Origin of the sequence: Tunturiibacter psychrotolerans (genome assembly GCF_051013365.1) — a bacterium.
GTDB lineage: Bacteria > Acidobacteriota > Terriglobia > Terriglobales > Acidobacteriaceae > Edaphobacter > Edaphobacter psychrotolerans_A.
Genome location: NZ_CP132941.1, coordinates 4,305,016 through 4,328,672, shown reverse-complemented (window position 1 = coordinate 4,328,672; position 23,657 = coordinate 4,305,016). Strand labels below are relative to the sequence as shown.

23 protein-coding genes are annotated in these 23,657 nt (G+C 57.9%); 18 read left to right on the top strand and 5 right to left on the bottom strand.

Annotated elements, in window-relative coordinates; all coding sequences use genetic code 11:
- The first annotated feature begins 106 nt into the window (after positions 1-106).
- Positions 107-1,462, top strand: a complete 1,356-nt coding sequence (locus tag RBB76_RS18215) for an APC family permease (protein ID WP_429629114.1) — start codon at positions 107-109, stop codon at positions 1,460-1,462.
- Here the strand turns inward: RBB76_RS18215 and glgA are convergent.
- Entirely contained in the window at positions 1,459-2,907 is a 1,449-nt protein-coding gene (gene glgA, locus RBB76_RS18210; RefSeq protein ID WP_429629113.1) for a glycogen synthase GlgA, read from the bottom strand. The two genes, RBB76_RS18215 and glgA, sit on opposite strands and share 4 nt — an antisense overlap.
- Before the next feature lie 72 nt (positions 2,908-2,979).
- Between glgA and rsmA the strand changes: the two genes are divergently transcribed.
- Positions 2,980-3,792 (top strand): 16S rRNA (adenine(1518)-N(6)/adenine(1519)-N(6))-dimethyltransferase RsmA, encoded by an 813-nt coding sequence (rsmA, locus tag RBB76_RS18205; RefSeq protein WP_429629112.1) that lies wholly within the window; start codon positions 2,980-2,982, stop codon positions 3,790-3,792.
- 31 nt (positions 3,793-3,823) lie between these two features.
- Here rsmA and RBB76_RS18200 read toward each other — a convergent pair whose 3' ends face one another.
- The 3 genes from RBB76_RS18200 to RBB76_RS18190 form a co-directional block, all read right to left on the bottom strand.
- Entirely contained in the window at positions 3,824-4,540 is a 717-nt protein-coding gene (locus tag RBB76_RS18200; protein WP_429629111.1) for a hypothetical protein, read from the bottom strand.
- Entirely contained in the window at positions 4,540-5,046 is a 507-nt protein-coding gene (gene ruvC / locus RBB76_RS18195; RefSeq protein WP_429629110.1) for a crossover junction endodeoxyribonuclease RuvC, read from the bottom strand. The genes RBB76_RS18200 and ruvC overlap by 1 nt, the downstream gene beginning before the upstream one ends.
- Before the next feature lie 71 nt (positions 5,047-5,117).
- Positions 5,118-5,888, bottom strand: coding sequence for a thiazole synthase (locus RBB76_RS18190; protein WP_429629109.1), 771 nt, complete (start codon positions 5,886-5,888; stop codon positions 5,118-5,120).
- 391 nt (positions 5,889-6,279) lie between these two features.
- Between RBB76_RS18190 and RBB76_RS18185 the strand changes: the two genes are divergently transcribed.
- From RBB76_RS18185 to RBB76_RS18110, 16 genes are all read left to right on the top strand, one after another.
- Positions 6,280-6,501 (top strand): DUF3185 domain-containing protein, encoded by a 222-nt coding sequence (locus RBB76_RS18185; RefSeq protein WP_429629108.1) that lies wholly within the window; start codon positions 6,280-6,282, stop codon positions 6,499-6,501.
- A 105-nt stretch (positions 6,502-6,606) separates the two neighbouring features.
- A complete protein-coding gene (locus RBB76_RS18180; protein ID WP_429629106.1) occupies positions 6,607-8,067 on the top strand; it encodes a carbohydrate porin in 1,461 nt (486 codons plus the stop codon).
- Positions 8,068-8,184: 117 nt separating this feature from the next.
- Positions 8,185-9,147 carry a prepilin peptidase gene (locus RBB76_RS18175; RefSeq protein ID WP_429629105.1) on the top strand — a complete coding sequence of 321 codons (963 nt, stop codon included), beginning with the start codon at positions 8,185-8,187 and terminating at the stop codon, positions 9,145-9,147.
- Between the two features lie 63 nt (positions 9,148-9,210).
- Entirely contained in the window at positions 9,211-9,618 is a 408-nt protein-coding gene (locus RBB76_RS18170) for an NADH-quinone oxidoreductase subunit A (RefSeq protein ID WP_429629638.1), read from the top strand.
- Positions 9,618-10,109: an NADH-quinone oxidoreductase subunit C gene (locus tag RBB76_RS18165; RefSeq protein WP_429629104.1), complete on the top strand. Its 492-nt coding sequence runs from the start codon at positions 9,618-9,620 to the stop codon at positions 10,107-10,109. The genes RBB76_RS18170 and RBB76_RS18165 overlap by 1 nt, the downstream gene beginning before the upstream one ends.
- Positions 10,109-11,386 carry an NADH dehydrogenase (quinone) subunit D gene (gene nuoD, locus RBB76_RS18160; protein WP_429629103.1) on the top strand — a complete coding sequence of 426 codons (1,278 nt, stop codon included), beginning with the start codon at positions 10,109-10,111 and terminating at the stop codon, positions 11,384-11,386. Before RBB76_RS18165 ends, nuoD begins: the two co-directional genes overlap by 1 nt.
- A gap of 6 nt (positions 11,387-11,392) precedes the next feature.
- Positions 11,393-11,695, top strand: coding sequence for a transcriptional regulator (locus tag RBB76_RS18155; protein ID WP_429629102.1), 303 nt, complete (start codon positions 11,393-11,395; stop codon positions 11,693-11,695).
- On the top strand, positions 11,688-12,197 hold the full coding sequence (nuoE, locus tag RBB76_RS18150) for an NADH-quinone oxidoreductase subunit NuoE (RefSeq protein WP_429629101.1): 510 nt from the start codon (positions 11,688-11,690) through the stop codon (positions 12,195-12,197). The genes RBB76_RS18155 and nuoE overlap by 8 nt, the downstream gene beginning before the upstream one ends.
- A complete protein-coding gene (gene nuoF / locus RBB76_RS18145; RefSeq protein ID WP_429629100.1) occupies positions 12,198-13,514 on the top strand; it encodes an NADH-quinone oxidoreductase subunit NuoF in 1,317 nt (438 codons plus the stop codon).
- Complete coding sequence (locus RBB76_RS18140) at positions 13,514-15,907, top strand: molybdopterin-dependent oxidoreductase (RefSeq protein ID WP_429629099.1); 2,394 nt, start codon at positions 13,514-13,516, stop codon at positions 15,905-15,907. Before nuoF ends, RBB76_RS18140 begins: the two co-directional genes overlap by 1 nt.
- A gap of 51 nt (positions 15,908-15,958) precedes the next feature.
- Positions 15,959-17,020, top strand: coding sequence for an NADH-quinone oxidoreductase subunit NuoH (gene nuoH, locus RBB76_RS18135; protein ID WP_429629098.1), 1,062 nt, complete (start codon positions 15,959-15,961; stop codon positions 17,018-17,020).
- Positions 17,021-17,137: 117 nt separating this feature from the next.
- Positions 17,138-17,644: an NADH-quinone oxidoreductase subunit J family protein gene (locus RBB76_RS18130; protein ID WP_429629097.1), complete on the top strand. Its 507-nt coding sequence runs from the start codon at positions 17,138-17,140 to the stop codon at positions 17,642-17,644.
- A 4-nt stretch (positions 17,645-17,648) separates the two neighbouring features.
- A complete protein-coding gene (gene nuoK, locus RBB76_RS18125; protein ID WP_429629096.1) occupies positions 17,649-17,972 on the top strand; it encodes an NADH-quinone oxidoreductase subunit NuoK in 324 nt (107 codons plus the stop codon).
- Positions 17,973-17,977: 5 nt separating this feature from the next.
- The gene (nuoL, locus tag RBB76_RS18120; RefSeq protein ID WP_429629095.1) at positions 17,978-20,002 is read left to right on the top strand and encodes an NADH-quinone oxidoreductase subunit L; all 2,025 of its coding nucleotides are present in this window, start codon (positions 17,978-17,980) and stop codon (positions 20,000-20,002) included.
- 51 nt (positions 20,003-20,053) lie between these two features.
- Positions 20,054-21,625, top strand: coding sequence for a complex I subunit 4 family protein (locus tag RBB76_RS18115; RefSeq protein WP_429629094.1), 1,572 nt, complete (start codon positions 20,054-20,056; stop codon positions 21,623-21,625).
- The gene (locus RBB76_RS18110; protein ID WP_429629093.1) at positions 21,626-23,146 is read left to right on the top strand and encodes an NADH-quinone oxidoreductase subunit N; all 1,521 of its coding nucleotides are present in this window, start codon (positions 21,626-21,628) and stop codon (positions 23,144-23,146) included. It begins immediately after the preceding gene.
- 189 nt (positions 23,147-23,335) lie between these two features.
- Here RBB76_RS18110 and RBB76_RS18105 read toward each other — a convergent pair whose 3' ends face one another.
- Entirely contained in the window at positions 23,336-23,644 is a 309-nt protein-coding gene (locus RBB76_RS18105) for an ATP synthase F0 subunit C (protein WP_183975390.1), read from the bottom strand.
- Positions 23,645-23,657: the final 13 nt, after the last annotated feature.

Sequence of the window (23,657 nt, the reverse complement as noted above, 5' to 3'; positions counted from 1 at the left end):
TCCGATTCCCCGGCGTATGTGCAGTCTGAGATATCGAGGCAACATGAAGAGCCGCCAGTTATTCCTTTCGGGATGACGGCACGGGTATGCTACTCTCCGAAAACCGATGCCAAAAAGCCAGTCTGAACTGCCTCGCGTTTTAAACGCATCTCACGCAACCTCCATAGTCGTGGGCATCATTATTGGCAGCGGGATTTTTTTGGTGCCACGAGAGATGATGGCGGCGGTCGGCTCGTCCCGCATGGTTTACGTTGTGTGGATTGTGGGTGGCCTGCTCTCGCTCTTCGGCGCAATGACTTATGCAGAGATCGCTGCTGCGCGGCCACGCTATGGCGGCGAATACGCTTTCCTTCGCGAGGCCTACGGGGATCTTACTGGCTTCCTCTATATGTGGACGCAGATAACGGTCGCCAAACCTGCGTCGCTTGCTACCATCGCCGCAGGGTTGGCGCGGGTGCTGGGTACCTTTGCAATCTTCAGCTTTTTCGCGCAGCCGGCCTTTCTGCATCTGTACTGGGGGCAGATCTTCGCCATTACGGTGACCTGGCTGATTGCTGGCCTCAACATTATCGGGACTAGAAGATCCGCCAATGTGCAACTTCTGCTTACATGGCTTAAAGGTGCGCTGATTGTCGTGATCGCGGGTTTTTGTTTCGGGGCAGCGGGCGCGCATGGATCATGGAACAACTTCAGCACTGACTTTTCGGGAGCGCGGGGAGGCTTTACCGGCTTCATGATCGCGCTGGTCGCTGCCCTATGGGCCTATGACGGTTGGAGCGACGTCGTGACCATGGCGGGCGAAGTGCAGAAGCCGCAACGAAGCATGCCGCTGGCGTTGGTCGGAGGCGTTGCCATCGTCGGGGCGCTCTACATGCTGACCAATGCGGCTATTCAATATGTGCTGCCCGCAGCAGCAATTGCCACTGCAGATCGACCCGCCGCTGATGCGATGCGGTTGGTCGCCGGGCAGTGGGGAGCGACGCTTGTGTCGATCGGAATGGCTGTCAGTATCTGTGCAACTTTTGTAGGATCTTCACTGTCTGGCGCGCGTGTGCCGTTTGCAGCCGCTCGTGACGGGCTCTTCTTCAAGCAGCTGGCGCATGTCAGTTCGCGATTTCAAACACCATCTACAGCATTGATCCTTCAGGCCGTTTTGAGTTCGCTGCTGCTGCTGGCCATCGGCAAGTTCCAAGCGCTCTTTTCGCTGGCCATCTTCGGTGAATGGCTTTTCTATATGCTGACCGCCAGCACGATCTTCGTGTTCCGCCGCCGCGAGCCAGATGTTGCTCGCCCGTACAGCATATGGGGGTACCCGGTGCTACCCGCCCTCTTCATTCTTGCGGCGACTGTGCTACTGGTCTTTTCATTTGCAGATCAGCCGCGGAACTCCATCATCGGAACCGGAATCATTCTGCTTGGAATTCCGCTGCATTATCTGCTGCAACGAAGACGAACCGCCTAACTGCGATTGGTGATGACACGCTCGTAGACGCGCACGTATTCGGCGGCCGGTTTGTCCCAGGAGAAGTCCTGCGCCATTCCCCGCCGCACCATTGCCGTCCACTGCTCCTTGTTGCGGAAGGTTCCGAGAGCGCGTTGAACTGCCTCGAGGAATGCGTCCGCGCTATAGCCCCAAAACTTGAAACCATTGCCCTCGCCGTTTGGCTGTTCATCTATCGTGTCGTCCAAGCCGCCCGTCGCGCGGACGACAGGAATAGTTCCGTACTTGAGACTGTAGAGCTGGTTCAGGCCGCCGGGCTCATAACGTGAGGGCATAAGGAAGATATCGGCGCCTGCTTCGATCTTGTGCGCCATGACGTTGTCAAACTTCACCTGCACGCGCACCTTTGCGGGATGGCGCTGCGCCATCTCTACCAACAGACGCTCGTAGTATTCTTCGCCGCTACCAAGTATCACCAACACCATGTCTTCGTTCGCCAGCCGATCCATGATCTCGACAATGAAGTCGGAGCCTTTTTGCGTGGCGAAACGGGAGACGACCCCGATAACGGCGGTGTCATCGCTGACATTTTCGAATCCATATGCGTGAAGCAGATCGCGGCGGCACTCCTTTTTCCCTGCAAGGTTTTGTGCCGTGTAGTGAGCCGCAATGTGGGAGTCGGTCGCAGGATTCCACTCTTCAGAGTCGATACCGTTTGTAATTCCCAGGAGATCTCCGCTTCGCTTCCGAAACACTCCATCGAGTCCGTTTCCAAACTCGGTCGTCTGAAGCTCTTCGGCGTACTTCCGACTTACCGTTGTGATGGCATCGGCATACACGACGCCGCCTTTCAAGAAATCCACTTTCTCGAAGTGTTCGAGCTTTTCAACAGTGTATAAATCCCACGGCAGCAGCAGCTTTTCGATGACTTGCGGAGGAAACCACCCTTGAAATCCCGCGTTGTGAATAGTCTGCACTGTCGGGACGTGACGAAGGACTGGATCGAAATAATAGATGGATCCCAACATGATCGGAATCATCGACGCCTCCCAGTCATGCACGTGAAATACGTCTGGAATGCCCAGTATCTTTGAGGCTTCTATGACAGCACGGCAGAGAAGTCCGAAGCGCTCCGCGTTGTCGGGATAGTCGCCGGAGGGCGTGCCGTAAAACTCTTCGCGATCGAAGAATTCGGCGCAATCGACGAAGTAAGTCTGGACTTCTCCGGCTATACCTCCGTCAAGAATCCGGACGAAGCGGTTATACGAAGGAAACGGAACCGTGACACTAGGCACGACAACCTTAGGCTTCGGCACAGCCTTCGCAACCTGACGATAGTAGGGCAGAAAAACACTTACACGATGGCCAAGTTTGGCCAGGGCACGTGGAAGTGCGCTCACCACATCCGCCATACCTCCCGACTTTGCCCAAGGGGAACACTCCGACGCCGCGAAAACAATATGCATACCTTCGTCCTTATCTTTTCCAACCAAACCGTTAGTCTATAGAAGAGCACAGGAACAAACCGCAAACATTGGATGCAGATGAAACGTAAGCCGAAGCTGGGACAAAATTTTCTTGTCGACGACACTGCCCGTCACGCTATCGTCGATGCTCTTGGTGATCTTAGCAAGCGAACCGTTATCGAGATTGGCCCAGGCCATGGGGCGATTACCGACATTCTGGCAGGACGTTGCCACAAGCTGATTGCCTTGGAACTCGACCGTGCACTTGCAGCCGAATTGACCTTCCGTTTTCGCGACCAACCCCAGGTACAGATTCTTGAATGCGATGTCTTGAAGACAAACCTGCAAACGCTCGTGCCGGCAGGGGAGACGGCGGATGTGATCGGCAATCTGCCGTACTACATCACTTCGGATATTCTGCTGCAACTGTTCGCAGCTGGAAGCGCAGGCACTCTTGCCCGCGCCGTTCTGATGATGCAGCGAGAGGTGGCGGATCGTGTCTCGGCTGCTCCGGGGGTTCGGGACTATGGTTTACTCTCTGCGACGGCTCAGATGAACGCGCAGGTCGACCACCTTTTTACTCTGCCGCCGTCCGCGTTCTCGCCGCCTCCCGACGTCTACTCCACTGTTTTGCGACTTCACTTCGCGCCACGGTTTACTGAGTTAAGAGTAGATCCTGAAGGGTTCAACAAATTCCTGAAGCAGTCTTTTGCGCAGAAGCGCAAGACCCTGCAGAACAATCTTCGCGCCGTGGGACACACTGCCGAACAACTCTCCGCCGCGTGGCCCGACAGTATTCCAGCGCACGCACGTGCCGAGTCACTTGCATTGGAGCCGATGGCAGAGCTTTACCGATCTTTGTCAAAGATCGTCGCGCCTAACTGAACCGCCGTATCCGCAAAAGCTTACTGAATCTTCAATGGCTGCCCTCAGCTGCCAGTTCCAGCATCTTCGCGGCCTTTAGTCGAACGCGCTGAATCACTGCAGTGTCGTCTGCAATGGCGGCCAGCGTCGCCGATATCGTCCCCAACTCGATCGCACGCCCTTCCTTCACCTCATCCGCGAAGGAATTCATCTCGGCATCGAGGCCGAGACGGTCGTAGCGATGCAGAAACTCCAGCTTACGACCTTCGTCCAGTGTGGACGCGACTCCAAGAAAGATGTCGGTCAGCGATTGAACAGTCTTGTTTTCAGAATAGTTGTAGACGCATGATCCCGATCCATCCGAACCGGCGTACGTGAGCGTCTTGGTGCCCGTATCGGCTATGTTCTTTGCCTTGGAGGCGCATTCGGCGTTGAAATGATTCAGTTCCCTCTCATCCTTGAAGATCTTTGCAATCGTGCTCGAGTTCAGATTGATTGGCCGGTCGACGTGTTGCGCCGCCTGGCCTCGCATCGATGTCGGCGTTGCTGGAATCTCTGCCTGATCCGCCTGATAGGTTCCCGAACCGTTCTCATGAATCCGCAAAATAAAGTGTGGAACCGCCAATCCTACGCGGTCGAACCTAAAGCTAACCTCAGGCGGAGTTGCCGCGGGGAGCGAAGGTGAAGCTTCAGACGTTTGAGCCGCAGCCGAGAAGTTGAAGCATAAAGAGAGTGCCGTGCCAAAAACAATGCTTGCAATTGCCCTCATCAGCGCGCGCCCTGTAGTTGAAGCGTCTGCGCCGTATGAATGTGACAGATCGCAATCGCCAGCGCATCTGCAGCATCCGCGGAATCAAAGGCGTCTTCGTTGTTCAGCAGACGCCTGACCATGAACTGCACTTGTTCTTTGGCGGCCAATCCGTAACCAACCACCGAGCTTTTTATCGAGAGCGGGGCGTACTCAACCACCGGCATCCCGCAGGTTGCTGCTGCCAGCATTGCCACGCCACGCACCTGGCCAAGCTTGAGCGCAGACTTTGCGTTCGCAGAAAAGAAAACCTCTTCAATAGCGATGACCTCGGGCTGATGCAGGGTCATCAGAGCCGTCAGCTCTGCATAAACCTGAGCGAGCCGTTGCGGTGTCTTCTCTTTCTTGTTGAGCCGGATCGTACCGGCAGCAAGGTGGACCAGACGCGGTATGCGGGCCTCGCAATCCACCTCCACGACCCCGTAGCCAGTAAACTCTGTTCCGCAGTCGATGCCGAAGACTCGCATGGGCGAAGTTTACTGCATCTCGTGGCAGCTTCGGACTATCGAAGTTGAGTCCACTGCAGGATTGTTGCTCACTAGCGAGAGATCCCTTCAAGCGGCGAACTCGCTGTGGCATAAAGCTTGCGCGGCATTCTACCTGCAAGAAAGGCTTGGCGCCCGGCCAGAACCGCATGCTGCATCGCTTCAGCCATCAACAAAGGGTCTTTGGCGACTGCGATTGCGGTGTTCATGAGTACGGCATCGAATCCCAACTCCATCGCAACAGCAGCATCCGAGGCGGTTCCAACGCCTGCGTCTACGATCAACGGAACCTCGGTGATAAGCTCCCGCAAGATGCGCAGGTTGGCCGTGTTCTGCAGCCCAAGCCCGCTGCCAATCGGTGCACCGAGCGGCATGACGGCCGCCGCACCAGCGTCGATCAGCCGCTTGGCGAAGACAATATCGTCCGAGGTATACGGCAAAACGGTGAAGCCTTCTTTGACCAAGACCCGGGTCGCTTCAAGCGTCGCCTGCACGTCTGGATAGAGCGTCTGCTGGTCGCCGATGACCTCGATCTTGACCCAGTCCGACAGCCCCACCTCGCGCCCAAGACGTGCAGCGCGAATCGCCTCGTCGGCGGTGTAGCACCCAGCCGTATTGGGCAGCAGAAAATAGCGCCTCGGATCGATGAAATCGAGGAGAGACTCGCTCGACCGGTCAAGGTTAACGCGGCGGACCGCAACGGTCACCATCTCGGCTCCCGAGGCTTCGATGGCGGCCTGGGTCTCGGCGCCATCTTTGTACTTTCCTGTACCAACGATCAACCGCGACTGAAAGGCTCGTCCTGCAATTACTAGAGGTTTCATGGTTAATATCCTACCGTTAGGATGCTGGCAAAACGCAAACGGCTCGCACTCTTGAGAGAGCAGCGAGCCGTCTGGCGGTGAACTGTTGAGATTGACCTGAGGCGTCCATACTCGGACTGGGCCTCGGCGTGGACTTTCGACTACAAAGACCGCCAGGACTAGAGCTATGGACGCTCTAAGCCTCAGTCACCTCACGTATTGTTGTGCAACTATTACTGTCAATTTTCATAGGCTGGACCATCCTCCTTTCCCGTGTAAAAGCAGACTACTCCGGAGTGCGATCGCATGCAAGTGCACTCCATTAAAGCGCGGTGTCGATGCATCTGCACAGGTCGAAGTTGGCATCACAGCTCAGATCGCAATCCGCGCTCGAAGAAGAAAGGTTCAACGCATGAAGGCAGCAACCATTGTTGGAATTCTCCTCATCGTCCTTGGAATCATCGGATACGCTACCGGAGGACTTTCCTTTACGCACGAGAAGAAAGTTGTCGACGCAGGACCAGTGCAAATATCGCGCAAGACCCAGGACACGCTTCCGTTGTCTCCAATTCTGAGCACAGTCTCTTTGATCGCAGGGTTGGGTTTAGTCGTCGTTGGCGCAAAGTCAAAGTAAATCGAGTCCCGGACTTTTTCGCAATAGCATTGAAACGCGTTCATTCTCTTTCTGTTAATCTTCAAGCCTGAAGATTAACACTTCATGATAGGAAACCTTCTCAGAATGGCTCGCCTTGCGCGAGCTCTCCTCGTCGTGTTTCTCGCCTGCAACTTTGCTGTCGCGCAGAGACATACAGCCGCAAGTGAGACGCCGACGAAACTACCCGACGCGCCGGCTCCATCCGCTGAGGTGGATCAGTCGACGGACACGGATGACGACGCGACGCCGACAATGTTTCCGCACTGGGAGAATTCGCGCTTCCTCATAGGCGGCCAGGCGAACATCATCTTTCAGGCGCACGGGCCCTTTCACTCCCCCTATCAAGGACCCAACAGCCTGCTTCCGCGCGGCGAATATAAGACCTCTCTGCTTGGCACGCTTTATCTCGCTGCACAGGCGATCCGTGACCCGAAGTTCGCGCTGGACGGTCTCTTCGACCTTGAATCCGCAGGTGGACGAGGCGACAGTGAAGCCCTGGGGCTGGCTGGCTTTACCAATCTCGACGTCGTCCGCAATCCCAACCTTGGTTCGACGCCCTACATGGCCCGCGCGCAGGTTCACCAGATCATCGGCTTCACCGACAAGATGGTAGAAAACGCTCGAACACAGTTTTCCCTTGCCTCCGAGGTGCCGGAGCGGCGTCTGGAGTTTCACGTGGGCAAGATGAGCCTGCCCGACTTTCTCGACATCAACAGCATCGGCAGCGACAGCCACCTTCAGTTCATGAACTGGACGGTCGACAATAACGGTGCATGGGACTACGCTGCCGACACTCGCGGCTACACCTACGCCATCGTCAGCGAATACGATGACAAAACCTGGTCCGCACGATACGCGCTCGCGCTGATGCCCACAGTAGCCAACGGGATCGATCTGGACTGGGCTCTCCGCCGTGCCAGCGGGCAGAACTGGGAGTTCGAGCTCCGCAAGCCCCTGCTGGGCAATCTGCTACCGCCCGCGCGCAAAGGCACCATCCGCATTTTGAGCTACGTAAACCACGCCCACATGGGTTTGTATCGTGACGCCAATAAGGAGTTTCTTGCCGGAATAGGCACACGACCGGTCATCCAGAACGTCGAGAAGTTCAGCGCGGTGAAGTACGGCTTCGCGTTGAACTTCGAACAGGAGCTAACCGAGGACATACGAATGTTTGGCCGTGTCGGATGGAACGAAGGTCAGCATGAGTCTTTTGCGTATACGGAAGTCGACCAGACGGTCGAGTTTGGCGGCGACTACTCCGGCCGCAGGTGGTCGAGACCTAACGACAAAATTGGCTTGGCATTCGTCTCGAACGCCATCAAGAAAGATCACCAGGAGTATCTGAAGCTCGGTGGCCTGGGCTTTCTCCTGGGCGACGGCAATCTGAACTATGCCCGCGAGGACATCCTCGAGAGCTACTACAACATGCACACCTGGCGCGGACTCTACTACGCACTCGACCTGCAGTTTGTCGATCATCCTGGCTACAACCAGGACCGCGGTCCTGTGCTGGTCGAATCCGTCCGCATGCACGTGGACTTCTAGCCTCGATACCTACCTATACTTTTTTGGTGCAAAGTATTCGAAGGAAGAGACTTAGGTTCGGACTTCCACCTTTTAGTGTCGCCTGTAGACACAGCGGCGAAACCGTATACTCATTCAGTGGATACAGCTGACATTATTCAAGCCATTTCGCTGGTCTGCGTTATCGGGCTCCCAATCATCGGACTTCTCTTCGGTAGTTTCCTCAATGTATGCATTTCACGCCTTCCGGAACACCAATCGGTGGTCTATCCCCGCTCAAAGTGCCCGCAGTGTGGCGCTGCTATTCGCTGGTATGACAACATTCCGATCCTCAGCTGGCTGATTCTGAGAGCACGCTGCCGCGATTGCAAGGCGCCAATCCCATGGCGTTACCCGATAGTCGAGCTCGCCGTCGCGATCTGGTTTCTGCAGATAGGGATCAGCATCGCCAGGACTCTCTCCTTCCGCGTCGGACCACCTCGCGGTCTGACCGGCTGGTATATCAACTTTGGAATCGAAGAGATTGGACTTCTAATCCTCGGCTTCCTCCTGATAGGCCTCATAGTGATGGATTGGCAGACCATGACCCTGCCTGACTCCTTCACGCTCGGCGGCATTGCAGTTGCTCTCTTCCTCGTCTGCACGCAGGCCCTCTTCCTCGGCCCGAACGAAGACGAGATCGTTCTCAGCAATCACCACATCCAGCTCACCAGTCCCGGTGGAGTAACCGACCACGGCAACCTTTTCTTTACCGGCCCCGAGAACCTCATCTTCGGACGCATCGCCGCGGTCTGCGGAGCAGCCCTTCTCCTGCTCCTCATCCGCTGGGTCTACAGAGCAGTCCGTCACCGGGAGGGAATGGGTTTGGGCGACGTGAAGCTGATCGCGATGATCGCGGCCTTTCTCGGCTTCTGGCCCGCGATTCTATCGCTTTTCGTCGGAACACTGACCGCGGCGCTTTATGGAGCTGTTCTCCTAACACGTGGCAAGGCGGGAGCGACCTCCAGACTCGCCTTCGGCAGCTTTCTTTGCTTTGGCGGACTGGTGAGCGCATTGTTCGGCAACCAGCTGATCAATATGTACATAGCATTACTTCGATAGCCGCACACCATCCTGACAATCGCTTGACACTTGCCAGCCGCAATCTTAGAGTCGAAGATGGCCATGCACAGTTACCCCTACATTTGGAACTACCTTCCACTCGTGCTTCAGGTCCTGGTCGCTCTCGGACTTGCAGTTGGCATGGTGGGCGCCTCGTTTTTCATCGGGAAACACAAGAACTCACGTACCAAGGCCCAGGCTTACGAGTGCGGGATGGACGCGATCGGCGACGCACGCGGCCGCTTCACCGTCCGCTTCTACATGGTCGCCATGCTGTTTATTCTCTTCGACGTCGAAGCCGTCTTTATGCTTCCCTGGGCAGTGATCTTCCGTCGGCTACCCGCCATTACTGGATCCCGCATGTTCGGCTTCTACGAAATGCTCGTTTACCTCGGTTTCGTTGCTGTTGGTCTGTTCTACGTCTGGAAAAAAGGCATCCTGGACTGGGCGACCGATAAAGGGGACCTCTAATGTACGATCCAGCCTCTGCCATCAAAGGCAAACAGGCCGTCTTCGAGGCGCATCCCGAAAACGCCGCAGTTGTGGCTCTCGCCGATCTCGCAACCGATGCCAAATTCGACCGAGGCGAACTCACCATTACCGTGGCTCGCGAGAACATCATTGCTGCAACGAAAGCAGTTCAGCAAGCTGGCTACAACTTCTTCGAGGATGTCACCGCCGTCGACTGGTACCCCTCCGAACCGCGGTTTCAGATCTCTTACAGTATTCTTTCGCACAAGCTGAAGCAGCGGATTCGTCTCGTCGTTCGACTCGATGGTGACGCTCCCTCCCTCGACAGCATTACCTCGGTATGGCCCTCGGCTAACTTCTACGAGCGCGAAGTCTTCGACCTCTTCGGAGTTCACTTCAGTGGCCATCCCAACCTTCGTCGAATCATGATGCCGGAAGACTGGAAAGGGCATCCATTACGCAAGGACTACCCCGTGGAGGGCTACCGCTAATGACTCCCCCTGTTGAAGAACTTACCGGAGTGACGCCTGTTGATGCAGTTAATCCCGGCATCGACGATTTGATCGCCAACTCCGCGCGGAATCGCCAGAACCCTCCCCCCAACGACCAGACCATGATCATCAACATGGGTCCGCAACACCCGTCGACCCATGGCGTCCTCAGACTAGTCATTGAAGTCGACGGCGAGACCATCGTCGGGCTGGCTCCGGACATTGGCTACCTTCACACCGGCATCGAGAAGACCTGCGAGGCGAAGTTCTACCAGCAGGTCGTCCCTATGACCGACCGCATCGACTATCTCTGTCCCATGACCAACAATCTCGCCTATGCTCTTGCGGTCGAGAAGTTGTTGGGGCTCGAGATTCCCGAGCGTGCACAGTATCTTCGTGTTTTGTTCAACGAACTCACACGTATTCAGTCGCATCTGGTCTGGCTCGGCACCCACGCCATGGATATCGGCGCGCTCACCGTTTTCCTCTATTGCTTCCGTGAGCGCGAAGATCTGCTGCGCATCTTCGAAGCGGTAGCCGGCCAGCGCATGATGACCAGCTACGTCCGCGTTGGAGGCCTCAGCGTGGAACCGCCGAGGGACATCTACGCCAAGATCCGTACCTTCCTCAAAAACTTCCCTGCGCATGTTGAAGAGTACGAAGGCCTCCTGCAGACCAATCCGATCTGGATGAACCGCCTCAAGGGCGTTGGCCACCTTTCGGCTGCGGATGCGATTGCATTGGGCGTGACCGGACCCCCTCTGCGCGCTTCCGGTGTCGACTTCGACGTCCGCCGCGACATGCCTTACTCCGGCTATGAGAAGTTTCAGTTCAACGTACCGGTCTCCGATGTCGGTGACGTCTGGGCGCGCTACATCGTCCGCATGCAGGAGTTCCGCGAGTCGGTCAAGATCTGTCTTCAGGCTCTCGACGGTCTTCCCGAAGGGCCCATCGTCGCGGATGCCCCCAAGATCATTCTTCCGAATCGCGAACAGATGAAGACGCAGATGGAATCACTGATCCATCACTTCAAGATAGTGACCGAAGGCTTTGGAGTTCCTGCTGGTGAGGCAACCAGCTCCGTCGAAGCGCCACACGGCATGATGAACTACTACGTCGTCTCCGACGGCACCGCGAAGCCCTATCGTGTGCATATGCGCAACCCGGGATTCGCGACTTTACAGGCGTTAGAAACCATGTGCAAAGGCCGTCTGCTCGCAGACGTTGTAGCTGTCATCGGATCGATCGATATCGTCCTTGGCGAGATCGACCGCTAACCTCTGATGCTCGAAGCACGCCTCAGAGCTGAACTTTGGACCTCGTGGGCATCGCTGCTTCGCTCTTACGCGGCTGCCCACGGAATCAACAGCAAGCATCACGCAGTCGTCGAAGTTGGGGCTGAAGAGATTACACTTCGTGTGGCAAGCCGCTGGCTTCGCTTCACGCACGAGATGATGGAATTGAGTGACGGTGGTCGTTCCACCTTCGAGATGCAGGAAGATGGAACGGTTAAACTGAACGGTGTCGCCGAAGAGATGGACCTTGCCGCCGAACGGCTGGCGCGGGAGATGATGCAGAGTGAGTGAAATAGCCAATACGATCTTTTCGCCGGAGCTGGCCGCACGCTTCGACAAACTCGTTACCATCTACCCTCTCAGGCGCTCTGCGCTCGTCCCCATGCTGCTCTACGCGCAGGACGAGGTCGGCTACGTCTCCGATGAAGTGATCGCCGAAATCGCTGAGCGCATCGGCATTCTGGAGTTGGACGTTCGCAACGTACTTTCGTACTACTCCATGCTGCGCACCAAGTCCGCGGGCAAATACAACGTGCAGGTGTGCACCAACATCTCCTGCATGCTGCGCGGCGGCTATGAGATCCTCGACCACTGCAAACACAAACTCGGCATCGGGCACAAAGAGACGACATCAGACGGTGTCTTTTCTCTGGAAGAAGTTGAGTGCATCGGAGCCTGTTGCTGGGCTCCTGCCATTCAGATCAACTATGACTTCCACGACGACCTCACGCCTGAGAAAGTGGATGTCCTCTTCCAGATGTACCGCGACGGCCAGGGAAAGGACGTGAAGTAAATGCCAACACTCGTCTCGCATCCCGATGAAGTAAAAGTAGTCTCCCGCCGCTTTGGCATGGGCGCTACGGACATCGACAAGTACGTTGAACTCGACGGCTATAAGGCTGTTCAGGAAGCCATCGCCAAGGGACCGGAGTGGATCATCAACGAGATGAAAGCCAGTGGTCTACGTGGCCGCGGCGGTGCTGGATTTCCGACGGGCATGAAGTGGTCTTTCGTCCCGAAGCAGTCCGAAAAGCCGAAGTACGTCCTGGTCAATGGCGACGAATCCGAGCCCGGCACCTGCAAAGATCACGTCCTCTTCCTGCACGATCCCCACGCCGTCATTGAAGGGACGATGATTGCCGGTCTCGCCATCGGCTCCAAACTCGGCTTCATCTATCTGCGCGGCGAGTACCGTTATCTGCTCAAGATCGTCGAAAAAGCCGTTGCTGACGCGTACGCGAAGGGCTTTCTCGGCAAGAACATCTTTGGCACCGGCGTGGACTTCGATGTCATCACGCAGACGGGAGCCGGGGCGTATGAGGTTGGCGAAGAGTCCGCGCTCATGGAGTCGCTCGAAGGCAAGCGCGGGGTGCCTCGCATCAAACCTCCCTTCCCTGCCGTGGTCGGTCTTTATGGTGGTCCTACCGTCATTAATAACGCAGAGACAATCGCCAATGCCCCACACATTCTGCTGATGGGTGGCGAGGCTTACGCGAAGCTCGGCAGCGAGCGCAACGGCGGCACACGCCTGTTTGGCATTAGTGGCCACGTTGAGCGGCCTGGCGTCTATGAGCTTCCAATGGGTTACTCGCTGCGTAAGGCAATCTACGACGTAGCAGGCGGCATCAAGGATGGCAAAAAACTGAAAGCAGTCGTTCCCGGAGGCTCGAGCTGCCCGGTCATGCTGCCGGAAGAGATCGACGTAGGTCTCGACTTCGACCAGATGGGCAAAGCCGGCACCATGCTCGGCTCAGGCGGTATCGTGGTGCTCGATGAGACCGTATCCATCGTCGAATTCGCTCTGCGCACAATTGCTTTTTACCAGCACGAATCCTGCGGCTGGTGCATTCCCTGCCGCGAGGGCACGGATTGGATCAAGAAGACTCTCACCCGCGTCTACAATGGCGGCGGCAATAAGAAGGACGTCGACAACGTTCAGTATCTCGCCGAAAACATGCTGGGCCGCACCTTCTGTCCGCTCGGTGACGCAGCAGCCATGCCTACCATCGCGTTCGTCAAGAAGTTCCGCAAAGAGTTTGAAGACTACATCGCAGGCAACAAGGCCGGAACCCCCATCATCACCGTAGAACAACTGGTCGGAGCACATTAATGCCAGACGTAAAATTCACCGTAGACGGCAAACAACTCACTGCCCCCGCAGGCACCTTCCTCATCGAAGCCTGCAAGACCAACGGCATCGAGGTTCCCGCCTTCTGCTACTACCCCGGCATCTCGCTGAAGGCCGCCTGTCGTATGTGCGTGGTCCGCATCGAGAAGATGCCCAAGCTCCAGACCGCCTGCACCACCCCAGTAGCTGAAGGCATGGTCGTCCAGACTGAGACGCCTGAGATTGCTCAGGCCCGCAAAGCTACCTTGCAACTGCTCCTCGGCAACCATCCACTTGACTGTCCTGTCTGCGACGCCGGCGGCGAGTGCGAGTTGCAGGACATGACCTTCAAGTACGGCGCCGCCGAAAGCTTCTACGCCGAGCCCAAGCATCACCGCGAAGAGCAGAAGTGGTCGCCCGTTGTCTACTACGACCGCCCACGCTGCATCCTCTGCTACCGCTGCATCAGCATGTGCGGCGAAGGCATGGACGTCTTCGCCCTCGGCATTCAGGCTCGCGGCAGCTCCTCGGTAATCGCCCCCAACGTCCCGGCTCAGATGTCTCCCGATGACCTCGCCCATGTCGACTGTGAGCAGTGCGGTATGTGCATCGACGCATGCCCCGTCGGCGCCCTCACCTCCGGAACATATCGATACAAGACCCGCCCCTGGGAGATGAATCACGTTTCGACTGTCTGCACCCACTGCGGCGACGGCTGCAAGACCACCCTCGGCGTCCGCTCCACCTCCGACGGCAGCGAAATCGTCCGCGGCGACAACCGCGACAAGTCCGGCATCAATAATGATTTTCTCTGCAACAAGGGGCGTTATGCGTTCGACTTCGCCAACAACGAAGACCGCATCACGCAACCGCTGGTTCGCCAGCCGAATGGCGAACTGAAGCCGGTCAGTTGGGAGACGGCCTTTGACCACGTCGGAACGAAGCTCCGCGAACTTCGCGATACCCGGGGCGGCAAAAGCATCGGAGTCATCGGCTCGAACCGCACCACGAACGAAGAAGCATACCTGCTGCAGAAGTTCGCCCGCACCGTTCTCGGCACAAACAACATCGATCACCACCGCACCGCCGACTACGTCTCCTTCGCGCAGTCTCTTGCTGGCACGACCGGACGCACCGCATCGCTCAGAGAAACTCTCACTGCACCAGCGATTTTGATTGTTGGCGGTGATCCCACCGTTCAAGCTCCCGGTACAGCGTGGAACATCCGCACCAATGTACGCAACCACCGCGGCCGCCTTTACGTCGCGAACTCCGCCGAGATCAAGCTTCGCCGCCAAGCAAAGAGCTTCCTCCATCTCGCTCCCTTTGGCTACAGTGCCCTAGCCTCTTACCTCGCTGGTGACGCCGTCGCAGCCAACGAAGCGGTAGCCGACACCAATGCTCTGACGACATTCCGCGAAGCCATCAAGGCCGAGGAAAATCTGTTGATCCTCATCGGTTCCGAGCTGCGCGGCAAAGACCTCAAGAAGCTCATTGACTTCGGCCTTACCATTCCCGGAGCAAAGTTTGCTTTGATCTCCGACTACGCCAACTCTCGCGGCGCAGCCGACATGGGCCTTTTACCTGACCTGCTCCCCGGCTACACTCCACTTGCAGGCAACACCACGTTTGCCGAGTACAACACTCCCGCCGCTCCCGGCCTCGACATGATCGAAATATTCGAGGCAGCCGAACGCGGTGATCTCTCGGCCCTTTACGTCGTCGGATCGAATCCAGTCTCCCGCTATGGCATCGATCCTGCTTCGCTGAAGAACACCTTTGTCGTGGTGCAGGACATGTTCCTCACCGAGACCGCCGCTCTGGCCGATGTCATCCTTCCGGCCGCGAACCTCTACGAGAAATCCGGTTCCGTCACCAACAGCTACGGCGACCTTCAGCTCGTCAGCAAGGCCGGCGACCGCGCTGGTGTCCGCACGGACTTCGAGATGATCGTTCGCATCGCCGACAAGATGGGTGCCAACATGCGCGAGCTGATTCCCTTCGGCAAAGGCACTCGCGCCGACATGGGCCAGTCCCGCGGCGTTCACTCCGGCGAAGCAGACCGCCACGCCGTTTGGCTCGCCGCGAATAACATGGAGCCGAAGCTCAGCCCATTCGACCCGTTCGCCATTCTCGATGAGATCCAGCGCCTGGTCCCGGGATACAACCTGCTGCGTCTCCAGTTGCTCAGCGGCAATGATCAACACCTGCAACCTGCGGCATCCAACGACCTCGTTCAAATCGGCAGCCGCCGCGACCTCGTCCTGCCAGCGAACGATACACTGTTTACCTCGGGCACCCTGGGCCGCTACTCCGCCATGCTCTCCGACCTGCAGCACAACGAGAGCCTTCGTCCTCCAACCGGACTCACCCAGATCCAACCCGCTGCCGACTAAAAAACACTAAACTAGCAGACGCACACAACTACAGGAGCCCAACCGACCGCCGTGAGCCACCTCAGCCCATTTCAGACATTTCTGCTGCTCAGTATCCTCAAGGTTGTGGTGGTGCTCGTCCTCACTTTGATGGCGGTCGCCTATACAGTCCTGCTGGAGCGAAAGTTTTTGGGCCGCATCCAGAACCGCTGGGGACCCTCCCGCGTCGGACCCTTCGGCCTGATGCAACCGATGGCAGACGGCATCAAACTCTTCCTCAAAGAAGATCTCCTGCCAATCGCGGCGGAACGTCCTCTCTTCATCATCGCGCCCATCATCGCGCTGGCCTGTTCGCTCATCTCCATCTCCGTCGTTCCCTTCGGTCAGGTCACCCGCGTCAAGGGAGTCGATATCTTTCAGATTGCCGACCTCAACATCGGCCTGTTGGTAATCCTCGGCATCACCTCCATCGGCGTGTATGGCATCGCGCTCTCCGGATGGTCGTCGAATAACAAATTCGCGCTGCTCGGCAGCCTCCGCGCTACTTCGCAGATGATCAGCTACGAGCTCGCCCTTGGACTCTCGCTGGTCGGAGTGGTCCTCCGCGCCCAATCTCTCAGCCTGCGTGACATCGTCAACAGCCAAAGCGCCCACGGCATGCTCAGCTGGAATGTCTTCGGTGGTTTCCAGTTCGTCGCGTTTTTTATCTACCTCATGGCCGCATACGCCGAAACCAACCGCGCTCCCTTCGACCTTCCCGAGGCTGAATCCGAACTCGTCGCCGGCTACCACACCGAATACAGCTCCATGAAGTTCGCCATGTTCTTCATGGCCGAGTACGCCAACATGATTACCGTGGCCTGTGTGGCGAGCCTGCTCTTCCTCGGCGGCGCTTCCAGTCCGTTGGGTCATCTCCTCCCCGACAACTTCGGCGGCCCGTTTCTGACTGCCGTCTTTCCCATCCTTTGGTTCATCGCCAAGGTCCTGTTTTTTCTCCTGCTCTATATTTGGGTGCGCGGCACGCTGCCTCGCTTCCGTTATGACCAACTGATGAGCTTCGGCTGGAAGTTTCTCCTGCCGCTCGCGATGGCCAATATCATCGTCACCAGCCTGGTCATGGCTTTACGCAGTTAACTTCACCGAAGGTAGCAACAAGCTGTTTTACAATCAGCAGATAGCCCCTAACGCCGTCTGCTCCGTTTCAAGCGTCTCAAACGATTCAAGAGATCCAAAAAGGAATCGCGGAACATCATGCAACTGGCACTCTTCCTCATCTTTGGCGGGCTGGCCGTAGCGGGAGCAATCAATCTCCTTCTGCAGCGTCACCCCATCAACAGCGCTCTCTCGCTGGTCGTCGTCATGATGTCGCTCGCCGTCCTTTACTGGTCGCTCGGAGCCGAGTTCCTCGCCGCCTCACAGGTCATCGTCTACTCCGGCGCCATCATGGTCTTCTTCGTCTTCGTCATCATGCTCCTCAACGCCGGCGAAGAAGAGCGCACACACGGCAGCCGCGCAGCATACATCGTCGGCTTCCCAGGCGCCGCCGCGATCTTCTGCCTGCTCAGCTTCGTCTTCCTGTCAGAGCGCCATGCCCTTGGCTCCTCAAACATCGGCGGCTATCTGAACCACGTCACCAGCAACATCGCAGAGATCAGCACCCTGCTCTTCACCAAGCTTCTTCTCCCCTTCGAAGTTACTTCCGTCCTGATCCTGGTCGCCATTCTCGGAGCCGTCGTGCTCGCGCGAAAGGAGCAGTAGCCCCATGAACTCTTTTGCAACCGCGCAAGTCCCCGTCGCTGCCTACCTCATCCTCGCTGCCGCGCTCTTCTCCGTCGGCGTCGCCGCCTTCCTCATCAAGCGCAACCTCATCACCATCTTCATGTCGATCGAGCTCATGCTCAACGCCGTCAACCTCACCTTCGTCGCCTTCGCGCACATGTGGCACGAGGTCTCCGGACAGATCTTTGTCTTCTTCGTCATGGTGGTCGCTGCAGCCGAGGCCGCCGTCGGCCTTGCCATCATCATCGCCATCTTCCGCACTCGCCAGACACTGAACGTCGATCAGATCGACCTGATGAAATCGTGACCTCTATGCCTTCTGACTATCTCTGGCTCATCCCGATCGTGCCCTTCGTTGGATTCCTCATCAACGGAACCATTGGCCGTAAGTTTCCGCGCTCGCTTGTTACCGCCGTCGCCCTCATCTGCACTTCGATTCCCGCCATCCTCGTCGCCTGGCTCTGGATCACCATGAAGACCGCTGGCGCGCCCGAAGTCCTCCGTGTCGTCAGCGCGCCCTGGATCGCAATTACCGGCCTCCAGATCGACTTCGCCTTCACCGTCGATCACCTCACTCTCATTATGCTTGGCGTCGTCACCGGCGTAGGCTTCCTCATCCACGTCTACGCTGCCGGCTACATGGCTCATGAAGAGGGCTACTGGCGCTTCTTCGCTTACCTCAACCTCTTCATGTTCTTCATGCTGATCCTGGTCCTCGCCGAAAGCTTCCTCCTCCTCTTCGTCGGTTGGGAGGGTGTCGGCCTTGCCTCGTACCTGCTGGTTGGCTTCTACTTCACGAAAGACTCCGCCGCCAACGCCGGAAAGAAGGCCTTCATCGTCAACCGCATTGGCGACTTCGGATTTCTGCTGGCGATGTTCCTCATCGTTCGCGAGTTCGGCTCGCTCGACTTCTCCCACGTCTTCCAGGCCATCAGCGTCAATCCCGACTGGAACGGCGGTGTTATCACAGCCATCGCCCTTCTTCTTGTCCTCGGGGCAACCGGCAAGTCCGCACAGATTCCGCTCTATGTCTGGCTCCCAGACGCGATGGAAGGCCCTACACCCGTCTCCGCTCTCATTCACGCGGCAACGATGGTCACGGCCGGCATCTACATGGTCGCCCGCTGCCACGTGCTCTTTGATCGCAGCCCCTACGCTCTCGGCGTCGTCGCCATCATCGGAGCCGCCACAGCCATCTTCGCCGCCTGCATCGGCATGGTGCAGCACGACATCAAGCGGGTCCTCGCCTACTCCACCGTCTCGCAGCTTGGCTACATGTTCCTGGCCTGCGGAGTCGGAGCGTACACCGCAGGAATCTTCCACCTCCTGACCCACGCTTTCTTCAAGGCCCTCCTCTTCCTCTCCGCCGGCGCCGTCATTCACTCGCTCTCTGGCGAGCAGGACATGCGCAAGATGGGCGGCCTCCGCAAGCGCATTCCCATCACCTTCTGGACCATGACGATGGGCGTCTTCGCCATCTCAGGGATTCCGCCATTTGCCGGCTTCTTCTCCAAAGACGAGATCCTCTACCAGGCTTTTGTCTCAACCAATCCTCTCGGCAAGCTGCTCTGGTTCGTCGGCCTCGTAACCGCCGGCATGACCGCGTTCTATATGTTCCGCCTCTGGTTCAAAACTTTCTTCGGACCCGAGCACTTTGAGGAACACACCGACCTCCACGCCCACGGAGCAGCTGTCCACACGCACTCGGACTCTCATACCGTGATGGTCGCGGATCACGAAGAGAACCACGCTCACGGCATCCACGAATCGCCAGCGATCATGACCGTCCCGCTCGCCATCCTCGCCCTGTTGTCGATCATCGGCGGCTGGGTCGGTGTTCCAGCAGCTCTTGGCGGTCATAACGAAATCGAACACTTCCTCGAGCCTGTTTTCAGCAGCGGCACCGCCGTAGAAGCAGCAACAACAAGTCAGGGCTCCGAGTTAGGACTTGCTGCCGTCTCTGTCGCCGTCGCTCTCTTCGGCCTGTTCATCGCCTACCTCTTCTACTATAAGAAGCCCGGCACCGCCGCAGCTCTCGCCAGACGCGCTCCAGCCCTCTACAACCTTGTCCTCAACAAGTTCTACATCGACGAGCTTTATCGCGCCGTGATCATCACCCCGTTGCTTATGTTCAGTCGCCTCTTCCTCGGCGGCCTCGTAGACGGCGGCATCGTCAACGGCTCCGGCGCAGTTGCTGGCGCCACCACACGAGGTCTCAGTTCCCTGGTTCGCCGCGTTCAATCCGGAAATATCCGTTCCTACGCCGGCTGGCTCGCACTTGGAGCCGCCGCCGTCCTGCTCGTCATGATCTTTGGCCGTTCCATCTGGATGCATTAAGAAGAACTCGCTCTATTCGGCATTTGCTTTCGCAACACCTATAAGGAAACGATGAATATCGACCACACCATCCTGACCATCATCACCTTCGTCCCTCTCGCGGGCGCGGTCCTGCTGGCCCTGCTGCCCGACAAAGGCAGGTTGATGCAATGGGGTGCTCTCGCTGTCACCCTGATCACCTTTTTCTGCACCCTGCACCTGCCCGCGCGCTTCGACTATTCAGCCGCCGCAGGCTCCTTCCAGTTCGAGCAGAACTCCGCCTGGATCAGTTCTCCCGCCATCCGTTATCACCTCGGCGTCGATGGCCTCTCCATGTGGCTCATCGTTCTCACCGGCTTCCTCGCTCCCCTCGGCGTTCTCATCTCATGGAACACCATCGGCGACCGCAAAAAGCTCTTCTACACCCTCTTCCTCCTCCAGCAGGTCGCGATGCTCGGCATCTTCGTTTCGCTCGACCTCTTCCTCTACTACGCCTTCTGGGAGCTCTCCCTCGTTCCAATGGCGCTTCTCATCGCCACCTTTGGCCGCACCGCCAATCGCCGCCGCGCCGCCATCAAGTACTTCCTCTACGCCTTCATCCCATCGGCCATCCTGCTGGTGGGCATGCTTTGGATCTACGCGCGCACCGGCACCTTTCAGTTCCCAGAGCTCGCCCAGCTTGCCGCCACGCACAACATCTCCGGCAATGAAGCTGCCCTCTGGCTTGCCTCCCTCTCCTTCCTGATAGCCTTCGCCGTCAAAGTTCCGGTCTTCCCTCTCCACGGCTGGCTCACGGACGCCATCTCTGAAGCACCCACCGCGGCCGTCATGGTTTTGGTCGGCAAGCTCGGCCTCTACTCCATCCTGCGCTTCTCCTTCGGCATCTTCCCCGAGCAATCCCGCCACATCGCCCCGCTCATGATTGCCCTCGGAGCCATCGGCATTGTCTACGGCGCTCTCATCGCTCTCGTCCAAAAAGACCTCAAGCAGCTAGCCGCCTACGGTGCACTCGGACACGTCAGCGTTGTCGTCCTCGGCATCTTCACCTTCACCATCGCCGGCCTGGACGGCGGCATCTACGCCACCCTCAACGAAGGCATCGGTGCTGGAGCCTTCTTCATCCTGCTCGGCATCCTCTACGAGCGCTACGGCACCTACGACATGCGCGACTACGGCGGCCTCGCAGCCAAGCTTCCCTGGATGGTGACTCTCTTCGTGATCACCACGCTGTCCGTCATCGGCCTTCCGATGCTCAACGGCTTCATCGGCGAGTTCCTCGTCCTCACGGGCGCCATGCAGTCGAGCGTCACCCACCACATCGGCTGGACGGTTCTCGGGACCACCGGCGTCATCCTAACCGCTTCCTACATGCTCTGGATGATTCAACGCGTCTTCTACGGCGACCTGAACGAGAACACCGCCGACGTGCCAGTCCCTGACGTCACCGCTCGCGAGCATCTCGCGCTCTGGCCCCTCATTGCAGTCATGCTGGCTATGGGTGTCGCATCCCCCTATTGGTTGCGAGCCATCGACACCGCAGGCAGCTATCTCGCGCAGGAGCCCCAGCCCGTAGAGCCTGCCGCTTCCTTGAGCCCGACTGATACCCAGACGCAGATCCCCGCCGCCCAGGAGGCCACGAAGTAAATGTCATCCAACGTCCTGGCTCTCCTTCCCGAACTTATCCTCACCCTAGTCGGCGTCATCGTCATGTTGGCAGAGCCATGCCTGAAGCCCGGCTCAAGCCGCAAACCCCTTGGCTGGCTCGCCATTGCCGGCACTGTCGGATCTCTCATCGCCAGTTGGTACCAGATCCAGTTCGGCACCATCCATGCCTTCTCCGGCACTATTCAAGTTGACGCTTTCTCAGTCCTCTTTCACTTTGTCATTGCCTCAGTAGTCCTGGTCACACTCCTCGGCTCATTGGACTTCTTCGAAGGCAACGCCAGCCACGCCGGCGAATACTTCGCCCTTACGCTCTTCGGCGCCGTCGGCATGATGCTGATGACCTGTTCGGTTGAACTCCTCATGATCTTCGTAGGCCTCGAGATCTCTTCCATCTCGACCTACATCATGTGCGGCTTCCGCAAGGGGCAAGCCACAGGCACCGAATCCTCCATCAAGTACTTCCTCCTTGGCTCCTTCGCCACGGCCTTCTTCCTTTACGGCGTAGCCCTCGCCTTCGGAGCCACAGGATCGACCAACATCTACGCCATCGCGCACGGCCTAGAGACCACCGCGACTCCAGCCCTGGCCTTCACGGCGCTGGCCCTTATCATCATTGGCCTCGGCTTCAAAGTCTCGGCTGCCCCCTTTCATGTCTGGACCCCCGACGTCTACCAGGGCGCACCAGCACCGGTCGTCGGACTCATGTCGACCGCACCCAAAGCCGCCGCTTTCGCCGTCCTTCTCCGCATCACCTTCACTGGCTTCCCCACGTATCAACATCGCTGGGCCATCTTGTTGTGGGTGCTCGCGGCACTCTCAATGACCATCGGTAACCTCGGTGCGCTCCAGCAGCGTGACGTCAAACGTATGCTCGCCTACTCGAGCATCGCCCACGCCGGTTATCTGCTGGTCGCCTTCACGGCATTTCCATTCGACGGAATCGCCGCAGCCTGCTTCTACACCGCCACCTACGCCGCGATGAACGTCGGCGCCTTCGCCGTCGTCACCCAGATCGCCGGCTACGACGAACGCGCCCGAACCATCGACGACTTCACCGGCCTCGGCCAAAAGCGGCCCTACCTTGCTGCCCTGCTCGGCTTCTTCCTGCTCTCGCTCATCGGAATCCCCTTCACTGGCGGCTTCTTCGGCAAGTTCTACGTCTTCTCCGCTGCCATTCATGGCGGGAACATGTGGCTCGCCGTCATCGGCCTGCTCAACAGTGGCGTCGCCTGCTTCTACTATCTCCGCCTGCTGGCCGCCGTCTATACCCGCCCCGGCAGCGAGAGCACACGCCTCAATCAGCTTCGACGCATCAGCGTCCCCGCAGCGATCGGTATTGCCTTAGCCGCTGTCGCGACAGGGGCCCTTGGCATCCTGCCCAGTGGAGCAGTCTCCTTCGCTGAGTATGCGAGCCACTCCACCTTGATCGAACAAGGCCGACAGGAGTGCGCCGCCTCGCCCGACAGCTGCAACCTACAGCTCAACTACGACGTGAAATAACACCGTCCTACAGCGGTCCTCCTGTTGGCCGGAATCATGGTTGCCGACCAACGGGAGGCCCAGCCGAAGGCGTATGCAAGTCACGAAGTGACCGCCCCGCGCGCAGCGGGCCCGTCCGGCAGGAGACCCCCACCAAAAAAGAAAAGCCCCCGCAGAAGCGGAGGCCTTTCCCAAAAACAACTTTAAACCTTACTGAACCTTCAAGAAGATGATAACGAAGGTGAACAGCGCAAGCGACTCAATAAACGCAAGGCCGAGAATCAGGAAGATAAAGATTCCAGGACGTGCGCCCGGGTTGCGTGCCAGCGCTTCAGTTGCCGAGGCGGTCGCCTTACCCTGACCCAGACCGCAAAGACCAGCAGCCAGCGCCATGCCAAGACCAGCAGCCAGAGGAACCCACTGGGCTCCGGGGCTTGGAGCGGCAGCGCCCTGCGCAAAAGCCGGCGTCGCAAAAAGCAGCGCGGCCAACGACATAAACAGATATTGCAACTTCTTCATGGTGTTACTCCTG